Origin of the sequence: Henriciella barbarensis (genome assembly GCF_003576345.1) — a bacterium.
GTDB lineage: Bacteria > Pseudomonadota > Alphaproteobacteria > Caulobacterales > Hyphomonadaceae > Henriciella > Henriciella barbarensis.
In genome coordinates this window covers 212,043-231,294 of the sequence record NZ_QWGB01000005.1, presented here as the reverse complement: position 1 = coordinate 231,294, position 19,252 = coordinate 212,043, and the positions used below count along the sequence as shown (strand labels likewise).

Annotated in this window: 25 protein-coding genes; 14 read left to right on the top strand and 11 right to left on the bottom strand. The window is 60.7% G+C overall.

The window, feature by feature from the left end; all coding sequences use genetic code 11:
• Positions 1-22: 22 nt before the first annotated feature.
• Together D1224_RS03925 and D1224_RS03920 are read left to right on the top strand one after the other, a co-directional pair.
• A complete protein-coding gene (locus D1224_RS03925; protein ID WP_147372317.1) occupies positions 23-361 on the top strand; it encodes a hypothetical protein in 339 nt (112 codons plus the stop codon).
• A 138-nt stretch (positions 362-499) separates the two neighbouring features.
• Positions 500-1,471 (top strand): alpha/beta fold hydrolase, encoded by a 972-nt coding sequence (locus D1224_RS03920; RefSeq protein ID WP_119378611.1) that lies wholly within the window; start codon positions 500-502, stop codon positions 1,469-1,471.
• 9 nt (positions 1,472-1,480) lie between these two features.
• Here D1224_RS03920 and D1224_RS03915 read toward each other — a convergent pair whose 3' ends face one another.
• Both D1224_RS03915 and D1224_RS03910 read right to left on the bottom strand, forming a co-directional pair.
• Entirely contained in the window at positions 1,481-2,404 is a 924-nt protein-coding gene (locus tag D1224_RS03915; RefSeq protein WP_233350386.1) for an acyl-ACP thioesterase, read from the bottom strand.
• Positions 2,405-2,480: 76 nt separating this feature from the next.
• Positions 2,481-2,966, bottom strand: a complete 486-nt coding sequence (locus D1224_RS03910) for a transcriptional repressor (RefSeq protein WP_119378610.1) — start codon at positions 2,964-2,966, stop codon at positions 2,481-2,483.
• A 185-nt stretch (positions 2,967-3,151) separates the two neighbouring features.
• Between D1224_RS03910 and D1224_RS03905 the strand changes: the two genes are divergently transcribed.
• Entirely contained in the window at positions 3,152-3,850 is a 699-nt protein-coding gene (locus D1224_RS03905) for an OmpW/AlkL family protein (protein ID WP_182482159.1), read from the top strand.
• A gap of 81 nt (positions 3,851-3,931) precedes the next feature.
• On the opposite strand, the gene D1224_RS03900 is transcribed toward D1224_RS03905, so the two are convergent.
• Complete coding sequence (locus tag D1224_RS03900) at positions 3,932-4,372, bottom strand: hypothetical protein (protein WP_119378609.1); 441 nt, start codon at positions 4,370-4,372, stop codon at positions 3,932-3,934.
• A 142-nt stretch (positions 4,373-4,514) separates the two neighbouring features.
• Positions 4,515-5,696 carry an acyl-CoA dehydrogenase family protein gene (locus D1224_RS03895; RefSeq protein ID WP_182482158.1) on the bottom strand — a complete coding sequence of 394 codons (1,182 nt, stop codon included), beginning with the start codon at positions 5,694-5,696 and terminating at the stop codon, positions 4,515-4,517.
• Positions 5,697-5,848: 152 nt separating this feature from the next.
• Between D1224_RS03895 and D1224_RS03890 the strand changes: the two genes are divergently transcribed.
• Positions 5,849-6,538, top strand: coding sequence for a rhomboid family intramembrane serine protease (locus D1224_RS03890; protein ID WP_119378608.1), 690 nt, complete (start codon positions 5,849-5,851; stop codon positions 6,536-6,538).
• Positions 6,539-6,642: 104 nt separating this feature from the next.
• Here the strand turns inward: D1224_RS03890 and D1224_RS03885 are convergent, their stop codons facing one another.
• A complete protein-coding gene (locus D1224_RS03885; protein ID WP_119378607.1) occupies positions 6,643-7,590 on the bottom strand; it encodes an NUDIX hydrolase in 948 nt (315 codons plus the stop codon).
• A complete protein-coding gene (locus tag D1224_RS03880; RefSeq protein ID WP_233350385.1) occupies positions 7,590-8,216 on the bottom strand; it encodes an HD domain-containing protein in 627 nt (208 codons plus the stop codon). Before D1224_RS03880 ends, D1224_RS03885 begins: the two co-directional genes overlap by 1 nt.
• Positions 8,217-8,370: 154 nt before the next feature.
• Here D1224_RS03880 and D1224_RS16430 point away from each other — a divergent pair, with 154 nt between their 5' ends.
• The gene (locus D1224_RS16430) at positions 8,371-8,514 is read left to right on the top strand and encodes a hypothetical protein (protein WP_182482157.1); all 144 of its coding nucleotides are present in this window, start codon (positions 8,371-8,373) and stop codon (positions 8,512-8,514) included.
• 102 nt (positions 8,515-8,616) lie between these two features.
• Here D1224_RS16430 and D1224_RS03875 read toward each other — a convergent pair whose 3' ends face one another.
• From D1224_RS03875 to D1224_RS03855, 5 genes are all read right to left on the bottom strand, one after another.
• The gene (locus D1224_RS03875) at positions 8,617-9,735 is read right to left on the bottom strand and encodes a beta-ketoacyl-ACP synthase III (RefSeq protein WP_119378606.1); all 1,119 of its coding nucleotides are present in this window, start codon (positions 9,733-9,735) and stop codon (positions 8,617-8,619) included.
• An 86-nt stretch (positions 9,736-9,821) separates the two neighbouring features.
• Entirely contained in the window at positions 9,822-10,046 is a 225-nt protein-coding gene (locus tag D1224_RS03870; protein WP_147372315.1) for a hypothetical protein, read from the bottom strand.
• The gene (locus tag D1224_RS03865; RefSeq protein WP_119378604.1) at positions 10,043-10,645 is read right to left on the bottom strand and encodes a DNA-3-methyladenine glycosylase I; all 603 of its coding nucleotides are present in this window, start codon (positions 10,643-10,645) and stop codon (positions 10,043-10,045) included. Before D1224_RS03865 ends, D1224_RS03870 begins: the two co-directional genes overlap by 4 nt.
• A gap of 12 nt (positions 10,646-10,657) precedes the next feature.
• Positions 10,658-11,467, bottom strand: a complete 810-nt coding sequence (gene ygfZ / locus D1224_RS03860; protein WP_119378603.1) for a CAF17-like 4Fe-4S cluster assembly/insertion protein YgfZ — start codon at positions 11,465-11,467, stop codon at positions 10,658-10,660.
• Between the two features lie 98 nt (positions 11,468-11,565).
• The gene (locus D1224_RS03855) at positions 11,566-12,099 is read right to left on the bottom strand and encodes a biotin transporter BioY (protein ID WP_119379882.1); all 534 of its coding nucleotides are present in this window, start codon (positions 12,097-12,099) and stop codon (positions 11,566-11,568) included.
• A gap of 183 nt (positions 12,100-12,282) precedes the next feature.
• On the opposite strand from D1224_RS03855, the gene D1224_RS03850 reads away from it, so the two are divergent.
• From D1224_RS03850 to D1224_RS03810, 9 genes are all read left to right on the top strand, one after another.
• Positions 12,283-12,735 (top strand): hypothetical protein, encoded by a 453-nt coding sequence (locus D1224_RS03850; protein ID WP_119378602.1) that lies wholly within the window; start codon positions 12,283-12,285, stop codon positions 12,733-12,735.
• A 286-nt stretch (positions 12,736-13,021) separates the two neighbouring features.
• Entirely contained in the window at positions 13,022-13,411 is a 390-nt protein-coding gene (locus D1224_RS03845) for a phytanoyl-CoA dioxygenase family protein (RefSeq protein ID WP_119378601.1), read from the top strand.
• Between the two features lie 372 nt (positions 13,412-13,783).
• Positions 13,784-15,127 (top strand): dihydroorotase, encoded by a 1,344-nt coding sequence (locus D1224_RS03840; protein ID WP_119378600.1) that lies wholly within the window; start codon positions 13,784-13,786, stop codon positions 15,125-15,127.
• Positions 15,124-15,981 (top strand): hypothetical protein, encoded by an 858-nt coding sequence (locus D1224_RS03835; RefSeq protein ID WP_147372314.1) that lies wholly within the window; start codon positions 15,124-15,126, stop codon positions 15,979-15,981. Before D1224_RS03840 ends, D1224_RS03835 begins: the two co-directional genes overlap by 4 nt.
• A 119-nt stretch (positions 15,982-16,100) precedes the next feature.
• The gene (locus D1224_RS03830) at positions 16,101-16,718 is read left to right on the top strand and encodes a sulfotransferase family protein (RefSeq protein WP_182482156.1); all 618 of its coding nucleotides are present in this window, start codon (positions 16,101-16,103) and stop codon (positions 16,716-16,718) included.
• A gap of 15 nt (positions 16,719-16,733) precedes the next feature.
• The gene (locus tag D1224_RS03825) at positions 16,734-17,225 is read left to right on the top strand and encodes a hypothetical protein (RefSeq protein ID WP_119378597.1); all 492 of its coding nucleotides are present in this window, start codon (positions 16,734-16,736) and stop codon (positions 17,223-17,225) included.
• Positions 17,222-17,710 (top strand): hypothetical protein, encoded by a 489-nt coding sequence (locus tag D1224_RS03820; protein WP_018148013.1) that lies wholly within the window; start codon positions 17,222-17,224, stop codon positions 17,708-17,710. Before D1224_RS03825 ends, D1224_RS03820 begins: the two co-directional genes overlap by 4 nt.
• Positions 17,711-17,717: 7 nt before the next feature.
• Complete coding sequence (locus D1224_RS03815; protein WP_119378596.1) at positions 17,718-18,488, top strand: hypothetical protein; 771 nt, start codon at positions 17,718-17,720, stop codon at positions 18,486-18,488.
• Positions 18,485-19,246, top strand: coding sequence for a hypothetical protein (locus D1224_RS03810; protein ID WP_119378595.1), 762 nt, complete (start codon positions 18,485-18,487; stop codon positions 19,244-19,246). Before D1224_RS03815 ends, D1224_RS03810 begins: the two co-directional genes overlap by 4 nt.
• The last annotated feature ends 6 nt before the right edge of the window (positions 19,247-19,252 follow it).

Sequence of the window (19,252 nt, the reverse complement as noted above, 5' to 3'; positions counted from 1 at the left end):
CATGCAGCTTAGCACCCGTTTCATGACGACCCGTATCCAGACCCAGACCATCCCGCCATTGACTGTAGAGACCGACAGCCGGGCGAGTTTCACCGCAGACGCGCTCGATGCGGCAGCGCTGTGTGCCCTGTCGATCCGGGCAATGCAGGCTGCAGCCACGACCCTTGCGGGCGCTGCCAGCGCGAAGCTTGTATCAATCAGCCATGATGTAACGGGCACTTCGTTCGACGGTGGCAGCGCGGCGGTTGAAAGCCGGGCCGATCGTCAGACGCGCACGCTGATCTTCATGGGGGCAGAGCTTTCCTCACCAGCAGGTCTGCATGTCCGCTCAACAGCGATATTCAGGCTCGACGCTGCCTGACGCCGGAGGGCACAGCAGATCGGCAACACCCACCGCGCTGCATGCAGCGCGGCCATCTTGTTTCGCTTTACAACTCTTTGCGTGTGCGTGCAGACTCAGCACCGGCTGATAGAAAAAAAGGGGCAGGCGTCCGTCGACATGATGATGCACCGCCGAACAACTGAGGGCCCCGAGGAAGGGGCTCACGCCTCCGTCCATTTCGGGGACGAATCGCGCGATCTGGCTGCACTCTGGCTGCACGCGACGGGCTTCAATGGCATGACCTACAAGTCGATGCTGGCCCCGCTCGGCGAACGCCATCGGGTTGCCGCCCTCGACATGCGCGGTCACGGCCTCACCAGCCTTCCTGCAGATCCGAAGACGCTGAAATCCTGGCATGTCTACCGTGATGACGTGATCGACTTCCTGGAAAAGGAAGCCAAAGGCCCTGTCGTGCTTGGTGGGCATTCCATGGGCGGCTGTGTCTCGCTTCTGGTTGCGGGCAAGCGTCCAGACCTCGTCGCGGGCCTCATTCTGGTCGACCCGGTCGTGCTGAATCCGCGCTTTTATTTCTGGCTCCACGTGCTGCCTTTCGTTCGGCAGACGAACCAGATGTCGCGCCAGGCAAAGCGCAGACGCGCTGAATTTGCGAGCCGTGAGGCCGCCTATGACGTCTATCATGGCAAAGGCGCCTTCAAGAGCTGGCGCGCGCCTTTCCTGAATGACTATCTCGAAGATGGCGTGAGAGAAACGACGAATGAAACTGGCGAATCTGTCGTCCGGCTAACCTGTAACCCTGCCTGGGAATCAGCGACCTTCTCCTCACAGCGCAACCAGCCCTGGGGCGCGCTGAAGAAGATCGAAAAGGTCCAGACACCGATTGTGGTTTTCCGCCCGAACATCAAGCCAGTGATGACCAACAAGGTCACCAATCTGATGATGGCGCATTACCGTGAACTGGTGCTGCGCGAGCGGCCCGGTACAAGCCATTTCCATCCGATGGAAGTGCCTTATGAGGTGCGCGACGAACTCGCTCGTCAGATCGCCTATCTGATCGACGGCTATTCTCCGGCTGAGGACGGCCTGCTTCGCCGTACCTTGCATGGCAGCCAATGGGACGATTACGACTAGCTTGACCGGCTAGAGCGTGAGGTCACCGGGGGCGATTTCGGCAAGCTCATCGATCAAAGCTGGCGGCGTTGCCATCGCCTTGCGTGTGATCTGATCGAAGGTCACGGCCACTGCTTCGCATGTCATCCATGGCCGCCCGGTGACCGGGTCCAGCATCCAGTGGGTGAGGGCGTGGACCTTTTCTTCGGCCCGTGACAGGGCAGTCCGGATCTGGAAGAGCGCGCCAGCCTTCGGCCATCCTCGATAGATGATCCGGTTCTCCAGCACAGCCGCCCCCATATGGCTGCCTTCAACAGCGCTGGCGACCCTTTCGCGCCAGTCATAAAGCAGGTTCGGCACTGAATCAGAGACCCGGCCAATGAAGCAGTGTGGCTTCATGCGGCCAAACACGTCGCAGTCATTTGCGTCCACCATGCCTTGACCGATCAGCTCGACGCCCTGACTTTCCGCAAAACCAAGCGTCACCTCTTCGTTCGGCAAGGGCTCAACTTTGAGGTCGATCCCGCGCGGCGCTGTGGCTGCTGGGGGCTCTTCGATTAGCTCTGTCAGTGCCTTGTGGGTGCGGTCACTCCACGGGAAGGGGCGCATATCGTCGGCCGACGCATGGATAAGCTTGGTGCGGAATGCGGCAGCAGGCGTGCCATCGCTGTGAAGCAGTTCCTGATAGACCGTGACCCGCGTCTCATCGACCTCAAGCACGCAGCCCCGCATACGAAGCGGGCGGCCGGGATGAACCTCGCGCATGAAGCGAATGTGCTGTTCAAGCGGAATCAGCGTGGAAGGTGAGCCAGTCTGGTAGACGTGGCTCATATGACAATGCGCGGCCAGCGTGCCGAGCCCTTCAAATGCCTTTTCCAGATAGATGCGGACATTCATATGCCCCATCTCATCGCAGTCCCAGGTATTCGCGCTTCCCTTCCAAAGGTCGATCAAGCTGGTTCCTCCGGCTGGCTTGGCACTATCTTGCGGGGCAGAGTTAGCCGCGCTCGGCGCGGGGGGCAACCTGTTGTCAGGCAGCGCAATCGCGGCATATCCCGCGCGCTTCGATAACGGCCTGTCGAACTTTGAAACCAGCCGCAGCAGTTTCAGCTTTCAGGGCATCATTGGTCGCGACGGCATGAAGCTCTTCTGCCGCTCCACATTTCTCGCAGATCAAAAATACCGCTGAGTGTTTGTGACCCGTATGGCCACAGGCGACATAGGCGTTGAGGCTCTCGATCTTGTGAGCGAGGCCTTGTTCCTGAAGGAAATCCAGCGCGCGATAGACAGTTGGCGGTTTGGCGGCCCCTTCGCCGTCGAGGTTGGCAAGCAGGTCATAGGCCTTTGACGGCTCATCGCTCTCCAGCAGGAGGCGCAATACCTTGCGGCGGATCTTCGTCAGGCGCTGGCCGCGCTTTGCCGCAAGCGTTTCGGCCTCGGCAAGGAAGGTCTCCACATCCTGCGGACTGCAGGGCGTATTCGCGTGAACGTGTGAATGGGTGTCGGCGTGGGCCATGTATTTTAATGTCGGATGTTTTGCGCGGAATTTCCAGTCAGAAACGCTGTCTCTGCCTGTGTCGATAAGGTGAGATGCGTAGTCGGGCGCTTATGCCGCGCGGTATGGAAGCGCGCGACAGAGATGCCAATATTCCGTTTCGGGACAAGTGTCTAGCTCGCCTCATCATCAATGAGGAGGGTCTCATGAAACTTCATATTCTTGCCGGGCTCGCTGCAGCGACAGCTCTTGTTTCCACCGCGCCAGCCTTTGCCGAGCCAGGCGACTGGATGGTGCGCGGCCGCGTTCTGGGTGTTCTGCCCGATGAGAGCGGCGATCTCAGCGTGGGCAATACGCGCCTGCCGGGCACGGTCGATATCGGCGATCAGTACGTCCCGGAGCTCGATATCACCTATTTCTTCACCGATAATATCGCAGCCGAATTGATCCTCGGCGTCACGCCGCACGATGTGAAGGCGACGAACGTCACCATTCCGGGCGCTATGACAAATGCGACGGTTGATTTAGGTGATGTCTGGCTGCTGCCGCCGACGCTGACCTTGCAGTATCACTTCGATACCGGATCCGCCTTCAAGCCCTATGTCGGGGCAGGGGTAAACGCGACCTTCTTCTTCAACGAAGACGAGGGCCCGGTGGCGGATGCGATTGATTATGATCCGACCGTCGGTTTAGCCCTGCAGGCAGGCTTCGACTATGACCTCGACGGTGTCGCGGGTGGCTGGGCCTTCAACGCGGATATCAAGAAGGTGTGGATTGAACCCGATGTGAAGGTGAACCTCACCAGCGCGCTCGGCCCGGCACTTGGTACCGCGCCGGTTATCGTGAATGCCGATGTCGAGATCAATCCGGTCATTGTCGGGCTAGGCCTCGGCTATCGTTTCTAGCTGCGGCTGACGCACCTCGAACAGCCAGGATAACTGAAAGGCCCTCCGCACCGCGCGGAGGGCCTTCTTGTACTTGGGTGACTAGATAGCCGGGCAGGCGCCGCCATTTTCGCGCATGCCTTCGAGCATGCCATTCACGACGCGGTTGAAGGTCGAGAGGTTGTCGGCAAAGGTCTGCCCCTCATCAGAGCCTGCGTCCTCAGGCAGCAACGCGCCCGAGACAAGCTTGTCCGTCGCTTCCTTGGCGCTCTCATCGGCCGACGACATACGCGTCGACACGCGCTCGAAGAAAGTCGCGATCATATCGCGCTCATCGCTGCCATCATCCAGCGTCGCTTCAAGACAGGTGCAGGCGGCATCCGGTGTCGTATCTGCTTCGCGCAAGTTCGGGCTGAGCGAGCGATCACCGAGAACAATACGACATTGATTGAACATTTCGGCCTTGTCCCCATCGCTCGTGCCACAGGCCGGCAGGATGAGAGATGCGCCGATCAGGCATGAGGCGAGGATGGTCTTTTTCATTATTGTGCTCCTGGGTTTCGCCTGCGCAGCAGGCTTTTCGCGGATGAGACCCGCGCCGCTTCTAAGACTTAACGAAAGGACAGAAAGCAGGGTTCCGCGCCTTTTCAGACGCGGTCCCTGCTACTCAATCATATTTCCGTCGCTAGAGACCGAGCTGGCGAGAGGCGAGGTCGCGCATGATCTCTTCTGAGCCGCCGCCAATAGCCATGACGCGAACCTCTCGGTAGATGCGCTCAACCCGGTGACCGCGGATAAAGCCGGCCCCACCAAGAATTTGCATCGCTTCGCGCGCGCAGAACTCCATCGTCTCGGTCGCCTGCACTTTCAGCATGGCGAGCTCTGCAATCGGCTGCTCGCCATTCTGCACCCGCCAGGTCAGCTGATCGAGCATGGCCGTCGTTGCCCAGACCTTCTGGCACATGGCCGCGATCTTGTGGCGGATGACCTGATGGTCAGCGAGGCGTTTGCCGAATGTCTGGCGCTGCTGCGCCCAGGCAGCGGCATCCTCGATACAGACACGGGCACAGGCAGCTGCCTGCGCCGCCATGCCAAGGCGTTCGCCATTGAAGTTCGCCATGATGCTGACAAAGCCGCGGTCGACTTCACCGATCAGGTTTTCAGGTGGCACGAAAACGTCATCGAAGTGGATGGTGGCCGTGTCCGATGCCCACCAACCCATCTTGGGCAAGGCGGTGCGCGACACGCCTTCGGCCTCGAGGTCGATCAGCATGAGTGAAATACCGGCCATGCCTTCGCCACCCGTGCGCACAGCCGTTGTCAGCCATTTCGAGGTGCAACCGCCCGTGATGTAGGTTTTGGACCCGTTCACGACCCAGCCATTGCCCGACTTCTTTGCATTGGTTTTCAGTTGCGCGACGTCGGACCCGCCGCCCGGCTCTGTAATGCCGAGGCTGATCTGCTTCTTGCCGGAGAGGACCTGTGGCGCGATCTCTCGCTTCATGTCCTCGCTACCGCCCACCATGACCGGGGGCAGGCCGATACCGTGGATCATCAGGGCAGAGGAAACGCCGCCTGCGCCCATACGTGCCAATTCCTCAGAGGTCACCGTCCCGTGAAAACGGTCAAAGTCGGTGCCTGCGCCGCCATACTCTTCGGGATAGCCCATACCAATGAGGCCAGCTTCTGCTGCCTTTGGGTAGATATCTCTGGGTATTTCTCCCGCCGCTTCCCAGTCCTCGATGTGGGGGACCAGTTCCTTGTCCACGAAGGCGCGGACGGATTTACGCCAGATCGAGTGGGTCTCGTCCATCCAAGGGGCCGGGGGACGAAGACTGTCGAAGGTAATTTCTTGTGCTTTTGCCATGCGGGCGATGGTGTCCAGACGCGCAGCGAAATCAATTCGTGACGCCGGGGCAGGTTTTCGCAGAAAGTGAAGACACTGTAACACCCCGCCGCCTTTACCGCGCCGCATTGTGTGTCTTAGATGTCACTGTGCGATATCATACCTCCCCCGAGATGCTGAGCGGCCGTCCGGAGCCGCTTTTCAACAGGCTGCCGCCGGTCGTCCTGATACTGACGGCTGCGATCACCATCGCATCCTGTGTGCAGCTTCTGTCGCAGTCGCAGCTTTTCCTCGACCGCTGGGTCGCGGCCTGGATGTTCGATGCAGGCGCGATTGCGGGTGGTCCCGAGTTTGACGGCGTTTACCGCCCACTCGGTGATCTTGCGCCGCTCATTCTGCACGTTTTCCTGCATGGCGGGATCTTCCATCTGGCGATGAACATGATGGCGTTGATCGCTTTTGGTCCGCCGGTCGCGATCGCGCTCGGCATCGACCGAAAGGGGGCGTTTGCCTTCCTGCTTTTCTTTGCGGGTGCCGCCATCTCTGGCGCACTCTTCCAGATCGGTTGGAGTGAGTTCACAGGACAGTCGGAACTGGCCATTGGCGCGTCGTCCGCCCTGTCGGGCTTCTTGCCGGCGGTCGGCTGGCTGCGCGGCGGTCTGAGAGGTGCTGTCCGCATCTCCATTCCCTGGATCGTCATCAACCTCGTCATCGCCGTGGTCGGCGAGTTCATGGCCTCGATCATCGGGATCAGGCTTGCCTGGGCGGCTCATATCGGCGGGGTCGCAGGCGGGTTCGTCTTGTTTCCGCTCATGCTGGCCGTGTTCAACACGCGCCTCTGGCGGCTGGTCAAGCGCCTCTGAAGCAAGTTCGGAGCAAACGGAATCGTTTGCGAACGGACACTTGCGCCAAAACAAGGATATGAAGCGGCGGGCCGGAGTGAAACGAAGAACCGACGCTTCAGTTTCTAGGGCTCACGCCGTAGGGTCGGGGCGGCAATGCCGATGGCCGCGCTCTTCCTGACGCGTTCGCGCATGAAGCGATAAAGCTCTGCCGGGCGCCCGCCAGTGCCTGCCTTCATCTCTCCCGTGCCACAGACCAGCCCCGTGCGATCCAGCGCCCGGCGGAAGTTCTGCTTGTGCAGCGACAGGCCGAGTATGCCTTCGCAGGCGATCTGCAGGTCGGAAAGGGTGAAGCGGTCCGGCATCAGTTCGAAGACCACTGGCCGGTAGCGGATCTTGCCGCGCAGGCGCTCCATAGCCGTGGCCAGGATGCGGCGGTGATCGGACGCCATGGGTTCACCGAGGCGAACATCAGGCAGCGGCAGGTCGGCATCGCGGGCACATTCGATCACAAGGCCAGCCTCGTAGAGCAGCTCATAGCGCTCAAGTACGCGGTCCTCGCTCCAGTCGCGGCCATTGAGTCCGAAAGCAAGATCAATACGGGTGCGCCTTGAATCAGAGCCCGCGGACCATGTCGCAAGGCGTGGGGCGATCTCCCGATCGATAAGGTCCGGGCGGCCGGTGCGGTGGTCTTCCCAGGGAAAATGGCTGTACCAACCGCGCCACTGCGCCTCGAGCCTGTCGGGCAGTCGCTGCTGGTCCGGCGTCAGCGCAAGGTAGCCGACCGACACGACGCGCGCATCTGCCGGGGCATCAGCAAGTGTCGCCTCTGGTGTTTCGCGGTCACGATCCCCGAAAGTGTAAAGCTGCTCGACATAGCCAAGATCGAAGCCGGTCTGTTCACGAACCCAGCCGCGCAGGGCGATCTCGAAGGTGCGGTGGCCGCCCGGATCGAATGTACCGAAGGGCAGGCCGCCAAGTCCGCCATCACGGCGGGTGACGAGGACGCGCGGCGTGTCGCCGTCGCAGGCGACGATCACCACGGAAAGGCCGATGATCAGCGGGATCGCCATCAGGTTGCTCGCTCCATCTCATGCAGCAGGGCTTCGTGGCGGGCGACGAAGGCGGCCTGCGCCTTTGTCGGTGCGCATGGGTGCAATGTCAGCGCAATGCGGTCCGGCGGGCCGCCGAAGAATTTGTCTGCTTCATCGGTAGTGAACCCAGCAAGCTGCGTCGCCTCAAACCAGGCGCAGATATGATCGGCCCGCTTGATCAGTTTTTTCAGCTTGGCAGGCAGGCGGGCTGGCAAGCCAAAGCGCACATGGATGGCCTCGGTCAGGCGGTTCTCAATGTCCTTGTAGCCATCGCCTAGCACCGTCTTGAACGGAGAAATCATGTCCCCGATCACATATTCCGCGGCGTCATGATGCAACGCCATCAGCCGGTCAGCGGCGGGCAGCGCGGGCTCCAGCTCGCCGCAGATCTGTTCGACGATGACGCTGTGTTCGGCGACGGAAAAGGCATGGTCGCCGAGGGTCTGGCCGTTCCAGCGCGCAACCCGCGCAAGACCATGCGCAATATCGTCAACCTCGATATCCACGGGTGACGGGTCCAGCAGGTCCAGCCGCCGCCCGGAGAGCATACGTTGCCAGACGCGCGCGGGCGTTTTTTTTGGTTTTGTCGAAGCGCGGGAACTCATGGGGTCTATGTATACATCTGCCTGAAGGGGTAAAGAAATCGCCGCATTTCGCTTACGAACTGCCCCGTTCTTGCCGCGAACTGGTGAGACCTCGTTAAGGCCTCTCCGGCATAAACACACTCAAAGACAACGGCAAAGCCGAGGCGGAGTGATTATGGTGGATATGGTGATGCATGCGGCGGAGAACGCGCTCGCCCCTTGGTGGATACTGGCTGGGGCGGCACTGATCATAACGGTCGAGGCCGCCCGCAGCTGCAAGTCCATTCTCTGGAGCGACCTCGGCGACGATGAGGACTAGGTGTCGACCGGCCAGGCGTTAAACCTGCCAACCTGACTGTTGACTATCGCCAGCCTGATTCCAGCTTCGGTACTTACGACCAGCGGCCCGAATTCAGTTTGCTCAGGCGGCCTTTTCCACGAAGACGGTTCCTGCCGAATAGCCAGCGCCGAAAGAGCAGATCAGCCCCTTATCCCCGGACTTGAAGTCGCCTGAATGCTTGTGAAAGGCGATGATCGAGCCGGCAGAGGATGTGTTGGCATACTCGTCGAGCACGGTCGGGCTTTCATCCTCACTGGCCTCATGTCCGAGTACCTTGGTCGAGATGAGCCTGTTCATGTTCGCATTGGCCTGATGCAGCCAGAGCCGCTTTAACTCGTCCGATTTGAGGTCGAGACGCGTCAGTTCTGACAGGATCATTTCAGAAACCATCGGCACCACTTCCTTGAAGACCTTGCGGCCTTCCTGAATGAACAGCTTGTCTGCCTGGCCTTCGCCCGCCGGGTCGGCTCGGTTCAGGAAGCCGAAATTGTTGCGGATATTGCTGGAGAACTTGGTCTTCAGCTGCGTGCCGAGGATTTTCCAGTGCTGCTTCGGCGCAATGTCTTCTGCCTCGACTAGAACAGCCGTGGCGACATCGCCAAAGATGAAGTGACTGTCGCGGTCGGTCCAGTTGAGGTGCCCGGACGTGATCTCCGGATTGACCATGAGAACTGATTTCGCGTTGCCAGCACGGACAAAGTCAGCCGCGGTCTGGATGCCGAAGGTCGCCGATGAGCAGGCCACATTCATGTCGAAAGAGAAGCCTTCGATACCGAGCGCTTCCTGCACTTCAATCGCCATGGCCGGGTAGGCGCGCTGCATGTTGGAAGCAGCGCAGATCACGGCGTCCACGTCTTTCGGGTCACGGCCTGCCGTTTCGAGCGCCTGTTTAGCCGCTTTCACGGCGATCTCTGCGAGAATGGAGATCTCTTCGTTCGGGCGTTCCGGAATGATGGGGCGCATGATAGCCGGGTCCACGACGCCGGACTTGTCGACGACATAGCGCGACTTGATGCCGGACGCTTTCTCGATGAACTCGACATTCGAATGAGTTTTGGCTTCCAGCGTGCCCGCTTCGATCTCGGCCTTGTTCGCCTCGTTCCATCGGTCGGCCCAGGCGTTGAAGCTCTCGACCAGTTCGGCATTGGTAACAGTGTGCGGCGGCGTCCAGAGACCGGTCGCGGAAATAACAGGTGTCATCGAAAAGCCCTCCTTGCGCACGCCCCTCGGTGCGTCAGACTTCGGTTGCAAATGAAATTAGACAGGGTTGAAGGCTGCGTCGACCTTTAAGGTGCGCTGGCGTCTTCGCGGTCCTTGTCGTCGCGCTCGCGGCGACGCTCCTCTCGCCACTCATCTTCGGCCCGTTCGGCGCGGTCGAGACAGTCCAGACGCTCGCGCGCATCCACGATTTCATCGCAGGCGCCACTATTGTCGAGGTACGGGCCGTTGAAACTTTCGCAGCCAGTCAGCAACAACAGGCCGGCAAAGGCCGCGCCAATCTTCATTTTCATGAGTGAAGCTCCTGTATCTCGCCATGACGCGGGCAGCGCGTCTCATGGTCGTTGACCATACCAACAGCCTGCATGAAGGCATAGACGATAACGGGCCCGCAGAACTTGAATCCGCGCGACTTTAGCGCCTTGGCGATTTCCTCTGAAAGCGGCGTCTTGGCAGGCACTTCGGTGATGTCGCGCAGCTGGTTCACGATGGGCGTGCCGCCGGTAAAGCCCCACAGCCACTCGGAAAAGTCCTCGCCCTTTTCCTGCATGGTGAGGAAGGCGCGGGCATTGCCGATGGTCGCCCTGATCTTGGTCGGGCTGCGGATAATGCCCGGGTTCTGAAGCGCTTTTTCGATCCGCTCCTGATCCCACATGGCGATCTGTTCTGGAATAAAGCTGTCAAACTCCTCGCGGATGGCGTCGCGCTTTCGCAGGATCGTGACCCAGGACAGCCCGGCCTGCATGCCGTCGAGCTGCAGCTTCTCCCAGAGCGCGCGCGGGTCGTATTCCGGCACGCCCCATTCATGGTCGTGATAGGCGCGGTAGAGCGCGTCTTCGGCCGGGGCCCAGCGGCAGGGCAGGGTCTCATCAGGTGAGAGATTCATGCCCATGCTGCGCGTCTCCTAGTCGGTCTCGTTTTCGGCGAGAACGGCGGCGAGCTCGTCCTTCAGCCAGTCCGGCCCGTGGATACTCACCGGATTTCCTTCAACGGTCAGTGTATCGCCAGCCTTTGCGAGGCGGTCAACGCGAACCGTGGCGAGCGCTTTGCCGGTCGTTGTGCTGGTGATCTCACCCACAGGTGTCTCACCCTCAAGGCTTTGACCTTTTTGGAGATTTTCGCCCTCAATGATGATGCTGCGCTTGCGCAGCTTGCCGCGCCTGTGCATGCGAGAGACGACTTCCTGACCGACAAAGCAGCCCTTTTTGAGGTCCACGCCGCCTTGGCGGTCCATGTTGATTTCCCATGGAAAGACTTCGCCGCCCTGAAAGTCGCGGCCCCATTCGGCGACGCCGGCAGGGATGCGGATGCCGTTCCAGTCCTCGTCGCTGATTGCTGGTGCTGCGCCATCTTCGACAAAGGTCCGTTTCGGAAGCTCTGGCGAGCGCGGGTCGGCTGTGCCCTCATCGCCAATGGCGACGGCCTGTTTGCCATCGACATTGATGTCGACCTTGGCGCGAAGGCGGAACATCTGAAGGCGTTTGGAGAGGTCGCCGACTGCGTGGGTGGCAACGTCGAGCAGCGCGCCAGCCTCTGTGCGGTGGGCGATGAAATCGGCGATGACCTTGCCCTGCGGCGTCAGAAGGGCGCCATAGCGCGCCTTGCCCGTCGCCCAGTCATGCGTGTTGTTCGTGACCAGCCGTTCGAGCAGGGCGATCGTATCGGGACCGTCCAGAACGAGCACGGATCTGTCGGAAAGAATCTTTGTGTCCATGCCCGCAGATTTAGGGTTTCCGACCGTATCCGCCAGCCCCGTCCCCGCATTTGCACGGTGCAGTGACGGTGTACTGGCGGTGTATGGGCGGTGTTTTTTTAGCCGCGCTGGCGGTAGCGACCCGGAATTGCTGCGATAATGGCGGCCGCGAGCGCCGATTTGATCACCGCGCCAACCAGGAATGGTGCGACACCTGCGAGGAAAGCAGCCTCTGCGCCAACCAGTGTCGACAGCCATGCCCAGCCAGCCAGCAGGATCACACCATGCAGGCCAAGAAAGCTCGCAAAGCGGCTGACATGACCGCGCGCGATCGTGCGCGCAGCGACACCCGCAAGATAACCCGCAACCGGGAAGGCGAGGAGGAAACCGGCCGTCGGGCCGGTAAAGGCAAGCAGCCCCGCCTTGCCACCAGAGAGCACAGGCAGCCCGAATGCCGCGAGCGCCAGCCAGGAGACGATCATCGCAAGACCCAAGCGCGGCCCGGCCAGCGCGCCGACCAGAAGCACGGCCAGCGTCTGCATCGTGACCGGCACCGGCACCATGGGCACCGCGACATAGGAAGACGCCGTCAGGACACCGACCCCGGCAAGGAGTAGGGCGATCTGGCGAGCGAAAGGAAAGCGGTCGGTCATCGATACGGTCTGCATAGGGGGAGGGGTGCTCATAACTGTCTGTTTTCTCGTTGGACGGGGTTTGCGCCGGTGCGGCGGCAGGGTCAAGACAAGGCCGGGACTTGCAAGAGGGGGCAGGGCAGCAAACAGTGGGCTCTGGACCTGCCGGCGATTCGCTCAAGGCAGGCGAGCCTTGGGGAGCCTATGCCTGTAACGCCGAAAACCGCGCTAGTACCGCTCGCCCTTCTGCTCCTTGCGTCCGGCTGTCAGGGCTACAAATCGCGCGGCGCTTGCGATGATGATGTCGACCGCCTGCAGGGCGCGATCCGCGACACAACGATCTATCTGGATGCGCTCCGCCCGGAGCTGCGTGCGGGCTTTGCAGAACTGCATGACTGTGACCGGATCAGCGAAGACTGCGACGCAGAGACTTGGCTGTTGCGCGCCCAGAACATGCAGCGCGCGCACCAAGATGTGCGCACCCGCTTTGCCCGCTCGGTAGAGCTCTGGTCGCCGGATGCCTGCGTCCCGCACCTGCAGAACTACACGCTAAACCCGCCAGACCCGGCCACCTATCGCGGCTATTTCTTCACGCTCGATGAGACGGGCCACCAGATAGACGAGCTGGTCGACCGGTTTGCGCGGCGGGTGGGGTAGGGCGGCAGTGCCTGACGACTTCGAGCAGACAGGTCGCGCCTGGCACCGAAACGCGCTTGATGCGCAAGACCTTGCCCTATTGGACGCCGCCTGCCGAACCGATAGGCGGCCCGGGGTCCGATTGGGCTGGACCCATGAGGTTGCAGCTGTGCTGCGCCCGGATGGCGCGTTAAGCAGACTCGCTCAGTCACACTTGCCGGGTGCAAGCCCCGTGCGGATCCTGGCATTCAATAAATCGGACAAGTCAAACTGGGGCGTGCCGTGGCATTAGGACCGTGTCGTTGCCGTGAAGGCGAGGTGCGAGACACCTGGATATAGCTGCTGGGTCGGGCAGGGTGATTTCTGGCATGCCGAACCACCGATCGAGCTGCTCGAGAAGATGGTCTTTGCGCGCGTCTTTCTCGATGATTCCGATACAGCGAATGGCGCGATGGAGTTCGCGCTTGGCAGCCACAAGCAAGGTTATGTGTCGGCACGAGATGCCGCCCGGATTGCAGCAGACAGCGAGATAGAGATCGAAAATGCGAGGCGCGGGGACGTTCTGTTTCTCAAGGGACTAACGCTTCATCGTTCGGGCCGCGCCGCCGAAATGGCGCAGCGACGGATCGTTCGTATCGATTTTGCGGTGCGCGAAGAGCTGGCCGAAGGGCTCGAATGGGCGCTGCCCCGGAATTGATGACCCCGCCACTGTGAACCACTGTCTTCACCTGGGTCTGCGGCAGTAGATTTTTTGCCAGTTTTCATATGAGCCGTCACTCTCGATGAGCGTCAGCTCATCTGAGAGTCGATCTCTGATGTTGCGAGGACAGCAGTCGCTTTGATGGCAGGTGTTGGACCCTCAGACCGCATTTGGCGGCCGAGGGTGACGCGGGATGGGGCGCGTTGGTATGTTTGGCGGTGTGGCGCGTAGGCTCGTCCTTCGACTTCGCTCAGGATGAGCCTTTTCGAGCGTTGGTGCAGGCACTTAGCTTGAGCGCATTCGACGGGCGGGCCGCCGGCCTGAACCCGGCCTCGTGACTCAGGCCGCTAACAGGCGCATAACGCCTTCATGACCGAGACCTATGATCTGATCCTGAAGAACGGCACCGTTGTCTCTCCTGGTGGGGAGGACCATGTCGATGTGGCTGTGCGCGGCGGCAAGATTGTCGCCATTGGAAAGTTTGATAGCGCGCAGGCTGGCGAGACCTATGACGCCACCGGCCTGCACATCCTGCCGGGTGTGATCGACAGCCAGGTCCACTTCCGCGAGCCGGGCCTTGAATACAAGGCAGACCTTGAGACAGAGGCGCGTTCCGCCGCGCTTGGCGGCGTTACGGCCGTGTTCGAAATGCCGAACACGAACCCGTCGACGACCAGCCCGGAGATGCTGACCGACAAGCTGAACCGCGCCAAGGGGCGCATGGATGTCGACCATGCTTTCTATGCGGGCGCGACGCATGAGAATACCGGTCTCCTCGGCGAGATGGAGCGCATGCAGGGCTGCTGCGGGGTCAAGGTTTTCATGGGATCATCGACCGGCGACCTGCTGGTGCATGATGATGAAGGCGTCGAGGCGGTGCTGCGCGCAATTAAGCGCCGGGCAGCCTTCCATTCTGAGGATGAGTACCGGCTTGCAGACCGGCAGAAACTTGCCGTGCAGGGCGACTGGCAGAGCCATATCGTGGTGCGCGATGTCGAGGCAGCTGTGAGCTCCACCCGGCGGCTGCTGCGCCTTGCGCGCAAGACGGGCAAGCGCATCCATGTGCTGCATATCTCGACGGCTGAGGAGATGGAGCTGCTTCGCGATGCCAAGGATGTGGCGTCTGTCGAAGTGCTTCCGAACCACCTGACGCTGGCAGCGCCCGATTGCTATGACCGGCTGAAGGGGTTCGCCCAGCAGAACCCGCCCATCCGTGAGCAGCGTCATCAGGATGCTCTGTGGCGTGCGCTGAATGCAGGCATCGTTGACGTAGTCGCGACCGACCACGCCCCGCATGCGCGCGAAGAGAAGCTGCGGCCTTATCCGGCTTCACCGTCTGGCACGCCGGGTGTGCAGACCTTCGTGCCGATCATGCTGACCCATGTGAACAATGGGAAGCTGACGCTGCGCCGTTTCGTGGAGCTGACCTCGGCTGGTCCGCAGCGTGTTTTCGGTATCGCGAATAAGGGCCGGATCGCTGAGGGCTATGACGCCGACTTCACAGTCGTGGACCTGAAGCGCAAGGAAACGATCACCGAGGAATGGACAAAAGCCAAATGCGGCTGGACGCCTTATGATGGCTTCGAAGCCACCGGCTGGCCCGTCGCCACCATCATTCGCGGCCAGTTCGTCATGCGCGACGGCGAGATCACCCAGAAGGGCGGCGGCAAACCGGTGAAATTTAACGAGACGCTGGAGCCGGAGGCCGTTTGAGCACTTCGGGCTTTACTTGTCCTGTTTGCGGTTATCCAAATCTGCTTGAACCGGCTTACGACAAGCATGGCTACGCCAGCTTTGAAATCTGCCCGTCTTGCGGCGTGGAGTTTGGATACGAAGACTTCAGCAAGTCCCATCCGCAGTTACGCCGCGAATGGATTGAGGGAGGCAAAGAATGGTCTTCTGTCGCCAGCAATGCGCCGGCTGACTGGGACCCAGAAAGCCAACTGGCCCGGCTACTGGATGGGCGGGTGCCAGAGCCCGATTGCATTCCCGGTTATCTGCTCAACCGCCTGAAAGCCCGGTACGCCGAACCACAGCGCCACTATCACACTTGGGACCATATCGACGCGCTAAAGCGTCATTTCGATAGTCTGAAAGCGCATTGGCACCGGCCTGAGCCCGTGCTCTGGGCGCTTTACTGGCATGATGCGATCTATGACCCGACGCGGCCCGACAATGAGGAGCTGAGTGCGCAACTGCTCGAGGAAGAGGGGGCGGCTCATCTAGGCGCCGCAGACCTCGCCTTTGCGGCTGAGATCATCCGGGCGACGGCAAAGCATAACGCGCCCGAAGGTCTCAGCGATGACGACCGGGCAGACCTCGCGCTTTTCCTCGATATCGACCTCTCCATACTGGGCGCGCCGGACCCGGTCTTTGACCAGTATGAAGTGAATGTCCGAAGAGAATACGCGTTCGTGCCGGAAGAGGCCTTCCGGGCAGGCCGCGCGAAAGTCCTGCAAAGCTTTGCAGACCGCCCGGCCATCTATTTCACCGAAGAGGGCCGCAGCCTTTGGGACGCGCAGGCCCGCCGGAACCTTGCCCGGTCTTTTGCGCAGCTGAACGCTTAAGTCCTTTTCGCCGGTTTGTTTCGCGCCGGGGTGACCTGCCTCAATTCTCGCGCTAGCATCCTTTTGATGACTTCGAGTCCGGCTTGCTGGGCGAGTCGTCGATATGGGTGGGACCAGACATGAAAATCATTGGTACTGGCCTCGGCCGGACTGGGACGATGTCGCTGAAGCTGGCGCTTGAGCAGCTTGGCTTTGGGCCATGCTACCACATGGAAGCGGTGTTCAACGACCTGGAGAAACGGGTGCCGCAGTGGAATGACGCGCTGGCAGGACGGCCTGACTGGGGAAAAACATTTGAAGGGTTCGATAGCGGCGTAGACTGGCCGATCGCCGGTTTTTACGAGGAGTTGTACGCCGCCTATCCCGAAGCGAAATTCATCCTCTCGACCCGTAGCCCGGATAGCTGGGCGGCAAGTTTTGGCGCGACGATCGCAAAACTCCTCGAAGAGCGCGGCATGGCGGCGGAGCCGATGAAGCCATGGCTGGAAATGGCCTATGGTGTGATCGCCCGGAGCGGCTTCCCCGGCGGCCTGTCAGACGCGGAACGCATGGCCCGTTTCGAGGCGCATAACGAGGCGGTCAAACAGACGATCCCTGCCGGCCAGTTGCTTGTCTTCGAAGTGAAGCAGGGTTGGGAGCCGCTCTGTCGCTTTCTTGCCGTCGACGTACCGCAAGGCCCATTCCCCAGGACGAATGACAGGGCCGAGTTCTGGGATCTCGTCTCCGGCGGACAATAAGTATGGGGCCGGTCTATGACGCTTGAACAGCTCTATTTCCTTGCTGGAATCGTCTCGTCGCTCGCCGTGATCGCCTCGCTTGTATTCGTCGGATTCCAGCTGAGGCATTCGGCGAACCAGCAACGTATCGCGACAGCCGTCAGCTATTACGATTTCTTCCGGGATCATATGAAAACCCTGGAGGAAGCCAGTCTTGTGGACCTGTTTCTGCGCGGTCTGGAGATGGGGCCTGAAACCTTTGAGCCGTCCGAGCGGACGAAGCTCAACGTCTTCTACACCATGCTGACGCGCGGCTATCAGGTCATGCATTATCAGGCGCGCAAAAAGGTTTTCGAAGAAGATTTCTGGCATCATACGCAGAACCATTTTCGCGACCACCTGGCTTCGAAGTATTATCAAGCCTTCTGGCGGGCCCGCAGGCATCATTTTCCGCCAGGCTTCCGAAAACTGGTCGATGAGTTAATTGAGGCGGGGCCGACTGCGCCATTGCTGGAGATGGCGTCGTGACACTCGAACAGGCCGCTCTCATCGCACAGATTGCCGGTGTCGTCGTCGTCGCCGCGACACTGATTTATCTCGCCATACAGGTGCACCAGGGCGCGCGGCAGATGCGGTCGGAGGCACGTCAGGCGCAGCTCACCTATGACCAGACCGGGGTCTACAAATTCGTCGATTTCCCTGAGCTTGGACGCATCTTTTCACAAGCCGAAACGCCAAGCTTCGAGCAGAAGACGCGGCTCTTCTTCTGGATGATCGGACAGATGCGGGCGCGGGAATATGAGTGGCTGCAATATCAGAACGGCGCGATCACGAAGGAATCCTGGGAGACCTACCGGAGCGTGATCTACTTCGTTCTCGGCACCGCCCGCGGCCGTGCGCTGTGGGATGTCTGCCGGACCTATTTCAATCCGGGCTTCGTCGATGTCGTCGACGCAATGGTAAAAGACGCGCCGGAAGTCGACCTCTGGGACCGGCTTGAGGCAGTAGAGTGACGGTCCGATGATCCTCCGCCGCCTTACTACCGCGCTGCGCAAGCAGGACTGGGTCACCGTCGTGATCGAGACGCTGATCGTGGTGTTCGGGGTGTTCATCGGTCTGCAGGTGAACAACTGGAACGAGGCGCGCGCGGAGCGGTCCGCTGAGCGGGGGACGCTGATCCGCCTGCATGAGGATTTCAGGGAAAGCATTGCCGGCCAGAGCCGAGACATCCACTTCCTCGAGCAGCAACTCGCCGACCAGGCGCTGATCCTAAAATCGCTCGATGCGTGCGCCGTGGCGCCCGGGGATGATGCGGCCTTCCAGCGTGGCATCGCAACGATCGGCTGGATAAATCCACCGCGTCTCTATCGACGCACGATAGATGAAATCACGGCATCGGGCCGCACCGATATTATCAGCTCGTCAGAAATCGCCGAGGAGCTTGCCCGGACGATCGCGCTTGTTGAGTGGCGCGCCTCCTGGTTCGATCACACCATGACGGTGGTCGAGAGCTATCGGCAAATAATCGAGCCCAGTATTCGCTACCGGATGGATCGCACGATCCAGAACCCATTCGTTCCAGACCATCGGGGCGGCGTGGATTACGACATTGAGACCCTGTGCACGGACGCCGGGATCACGAACGCCATTTCAGCGGTAAGCTACACGACATCAGAGCGCCTCGAAGCGTATCGGCCGATACTGGACGCCTATGCGGCCTTCTCACCTCTCGTCGCGGCTGAACTGGACACCAGATGGGGCGTCAAAGTGTCGGAGGAGGCCAGTCCATGATCCTCCGCCGTCTCACCACCGCGCTCCGCAAGCAGGACTGGTTCACGGTCCTCATCGAGACGTTGATTGTCGTGCTTGGTGTCTTTCTCGGTATCCAGCTTGGTAACTGGAACGAAGCGCGGGTGCAGCGGGCGCAGGAAACAGAACTCCTGCGGGCGCTTCACCAGGAAATCGAGACTTCGATACGTCTTACCCAGCAGAAGTCTGATGCCATCCTTCAGGTGGTCGATGCGGGCAGACGGTCACTGGCTTTTCTTGAAGCGGGCGAAAGCTGCGGCAATGCGTGCTGGCCTGTGCTCGTCGATTTCTTTCACGCCTCTCAATGGCAGTCGATCGAGGTTGATCGCTCGACCTATGACGAGATGCGCCGGCAGGGTTTCCCGCGATCGCGAGAGATTGTCGATGCTGTCGAGGGGTATCTTGCGCAGAATGCGACCCTGTCGATTACCAACCATCTGCCGACCTATCGCTCACGCGTCCGCCAGCTCATCCCACTGGACGCGCAGGAGTTCTACTGGGCGACCTGCTACATTCTTGAGGATGGCGCTGAGACCTATGTGCTCGACTGCGCCAAAGGCATCAGCGACGCTGCATCCGCGCGAGCCGTCGGAAAAATTGCCGACACGCCCGATATCGCGCTTTTGCTGACAGAATGGGCGGGTCTCCACAGCGCCACACCGGCCGACCTTGAAGACCAGAATATGGCCGCCGAACGCGCTCTGGACATGATCGAGGCAGAGCTGGAGCGCCGCTCATGATCCTCC

Coding starts and splice junctions, on each gene's coding strand:
- D1224_RS03885 (WP_119378607.1), bottom strand. CDS start 7,590: ATGGCGATCCCGCTGATCATCGGCCTTTCCGTGGTGATCGTCGCCTGC.
- D1224_RS03865 (WP_119378604.1), bottom strand. CDS start 10,645: ATGGGCATGAATCTCTCACCTGATGAGACCCTGCCCTGCCGCTGGGCC.
- ygfZ (WP_119378603.1), bottom strand. CDS start 11,467: ATGGACACAAAGATTCTTTCCGACAGATCCGTGCTCGTTCTGGACGGT.
- D1224_RS03905 (WP_182482159.1), top strand. CDS start 3,152: ATGAAACTTCATATTCTTGCCGGGCTCGCTGCAGCGACAGCTCTTGTT.
- D1224_RS03920 (WP_119378611.1), top strand. CDS start 500: ATGATGATGCACCGCCGAACAACTGAGGGCCCCGAGGAAGGGGCTCAC.
- D1224_RS03855 (WP_119379882.1), bottom strand. CDS start 12,099: ATGACCGACCGCTTTCCTTTCGCTCGCCAGATCGCCCTACTCCTTGCC.
- D1224_RS03810 (WP_119378595.1), top strand. CDS start 18,485: ATGATCCTCCGCCGTCTCACCACCGCGCTCCGCAAGCAGGACTGGTTC.
- D1224_RS03870 (WP_147372315.1), bottom strand. CDS start 10,046: ATGAAAATGAAGATTGGCGCGGCCTTTGCCGGCCTGTTGTTGCTGACT.
- D1224_RS03850 (WP_119378602.1), top strand. CDS start 12,283: ATGCCTGTAACGCCGAAAACCGCGCTAGTACCGCTCGCCCTTCTGCTC.
- D1224_RS03890 (WP_119378608.1), top strand. CDS start 5,849: ATGCTGAGCGGCCGTCCGGAGCCGCTTTTCAACAGGCTGCCGCCGGTC.
- D1224_RS03900 (WP_119378609.1), bottom strand. CDS start 4,372: ATGAAAAAGACCATCCTCGCCTCATGCCTGATCGGCGCATCTCTCATC.
- D1224_RS03825 (WP_119378597.1), top strand. CDS start 16,734: ATGACGCTTGAACAGCTCTATTTCCTTGCTGGAATCGTCTCGTCGCTC.
- D1224_RS03880 (WP_233350385.1), bottom strand. CDS start 8,216: ATGAGTTCCCGCGCTTCGACAAAACCAAAAAAAACGCCCGCGCGCGTC.
- D1224_RS03925 (WP_147372317.1), top strand. CDS start 23: ATGACGACCCGTATCCAGACCCAGACCATCCCGCCATTGACTGTAGAG.
- D1224_RS03815 (WP_119378596.1), top strand. CDS start 17,718: ATGATCCTCCGCCGCCTTACTACCGCGCTGCGCAAGCAGGACTGGGTC.
- D1224_RS03895 (WP_182482158.1), bottom strand. CDS start 5,696: ATGGCAAAAGCACAAGAAATTACCTTCGACAGTCTTCGTCCCCCGGCC.
- D1224_RS03875 (WP_119378606.1), bottom strand. CDS start 9,735: ATGACACCTGTTATTTCCGCGACCGGTCTCTGGACGCCGCCGCACACT.
- D1224_RS03840 (WP_119378600.1), top strand. CDS start 13,784: ATGACCGAGACCTATGATCTGATCCTGAAGAACGGCACCGTTGTCTCT.
- D1224_RS03910 (WP_119378610.1), bottom strand. CDS start 2,966: ATGGCCCACGCCGACACCCATTCACACGTTCACGCGAATACGCCCTGC.
- D1224_RS16430 (WP_182482157.1), top strand. CDS start 8,371: ATGGTGGATATGGTGATGCATGCGGCGGAGAACGCGCTCGCCCCTTGG.
- D1224_RS03830 (WP_182482156.1), top strand. CDS start 16,101: ATGAAAATCATTGGTACTGGCCTCGGCCGGACTGGGACGATGTCGCTG.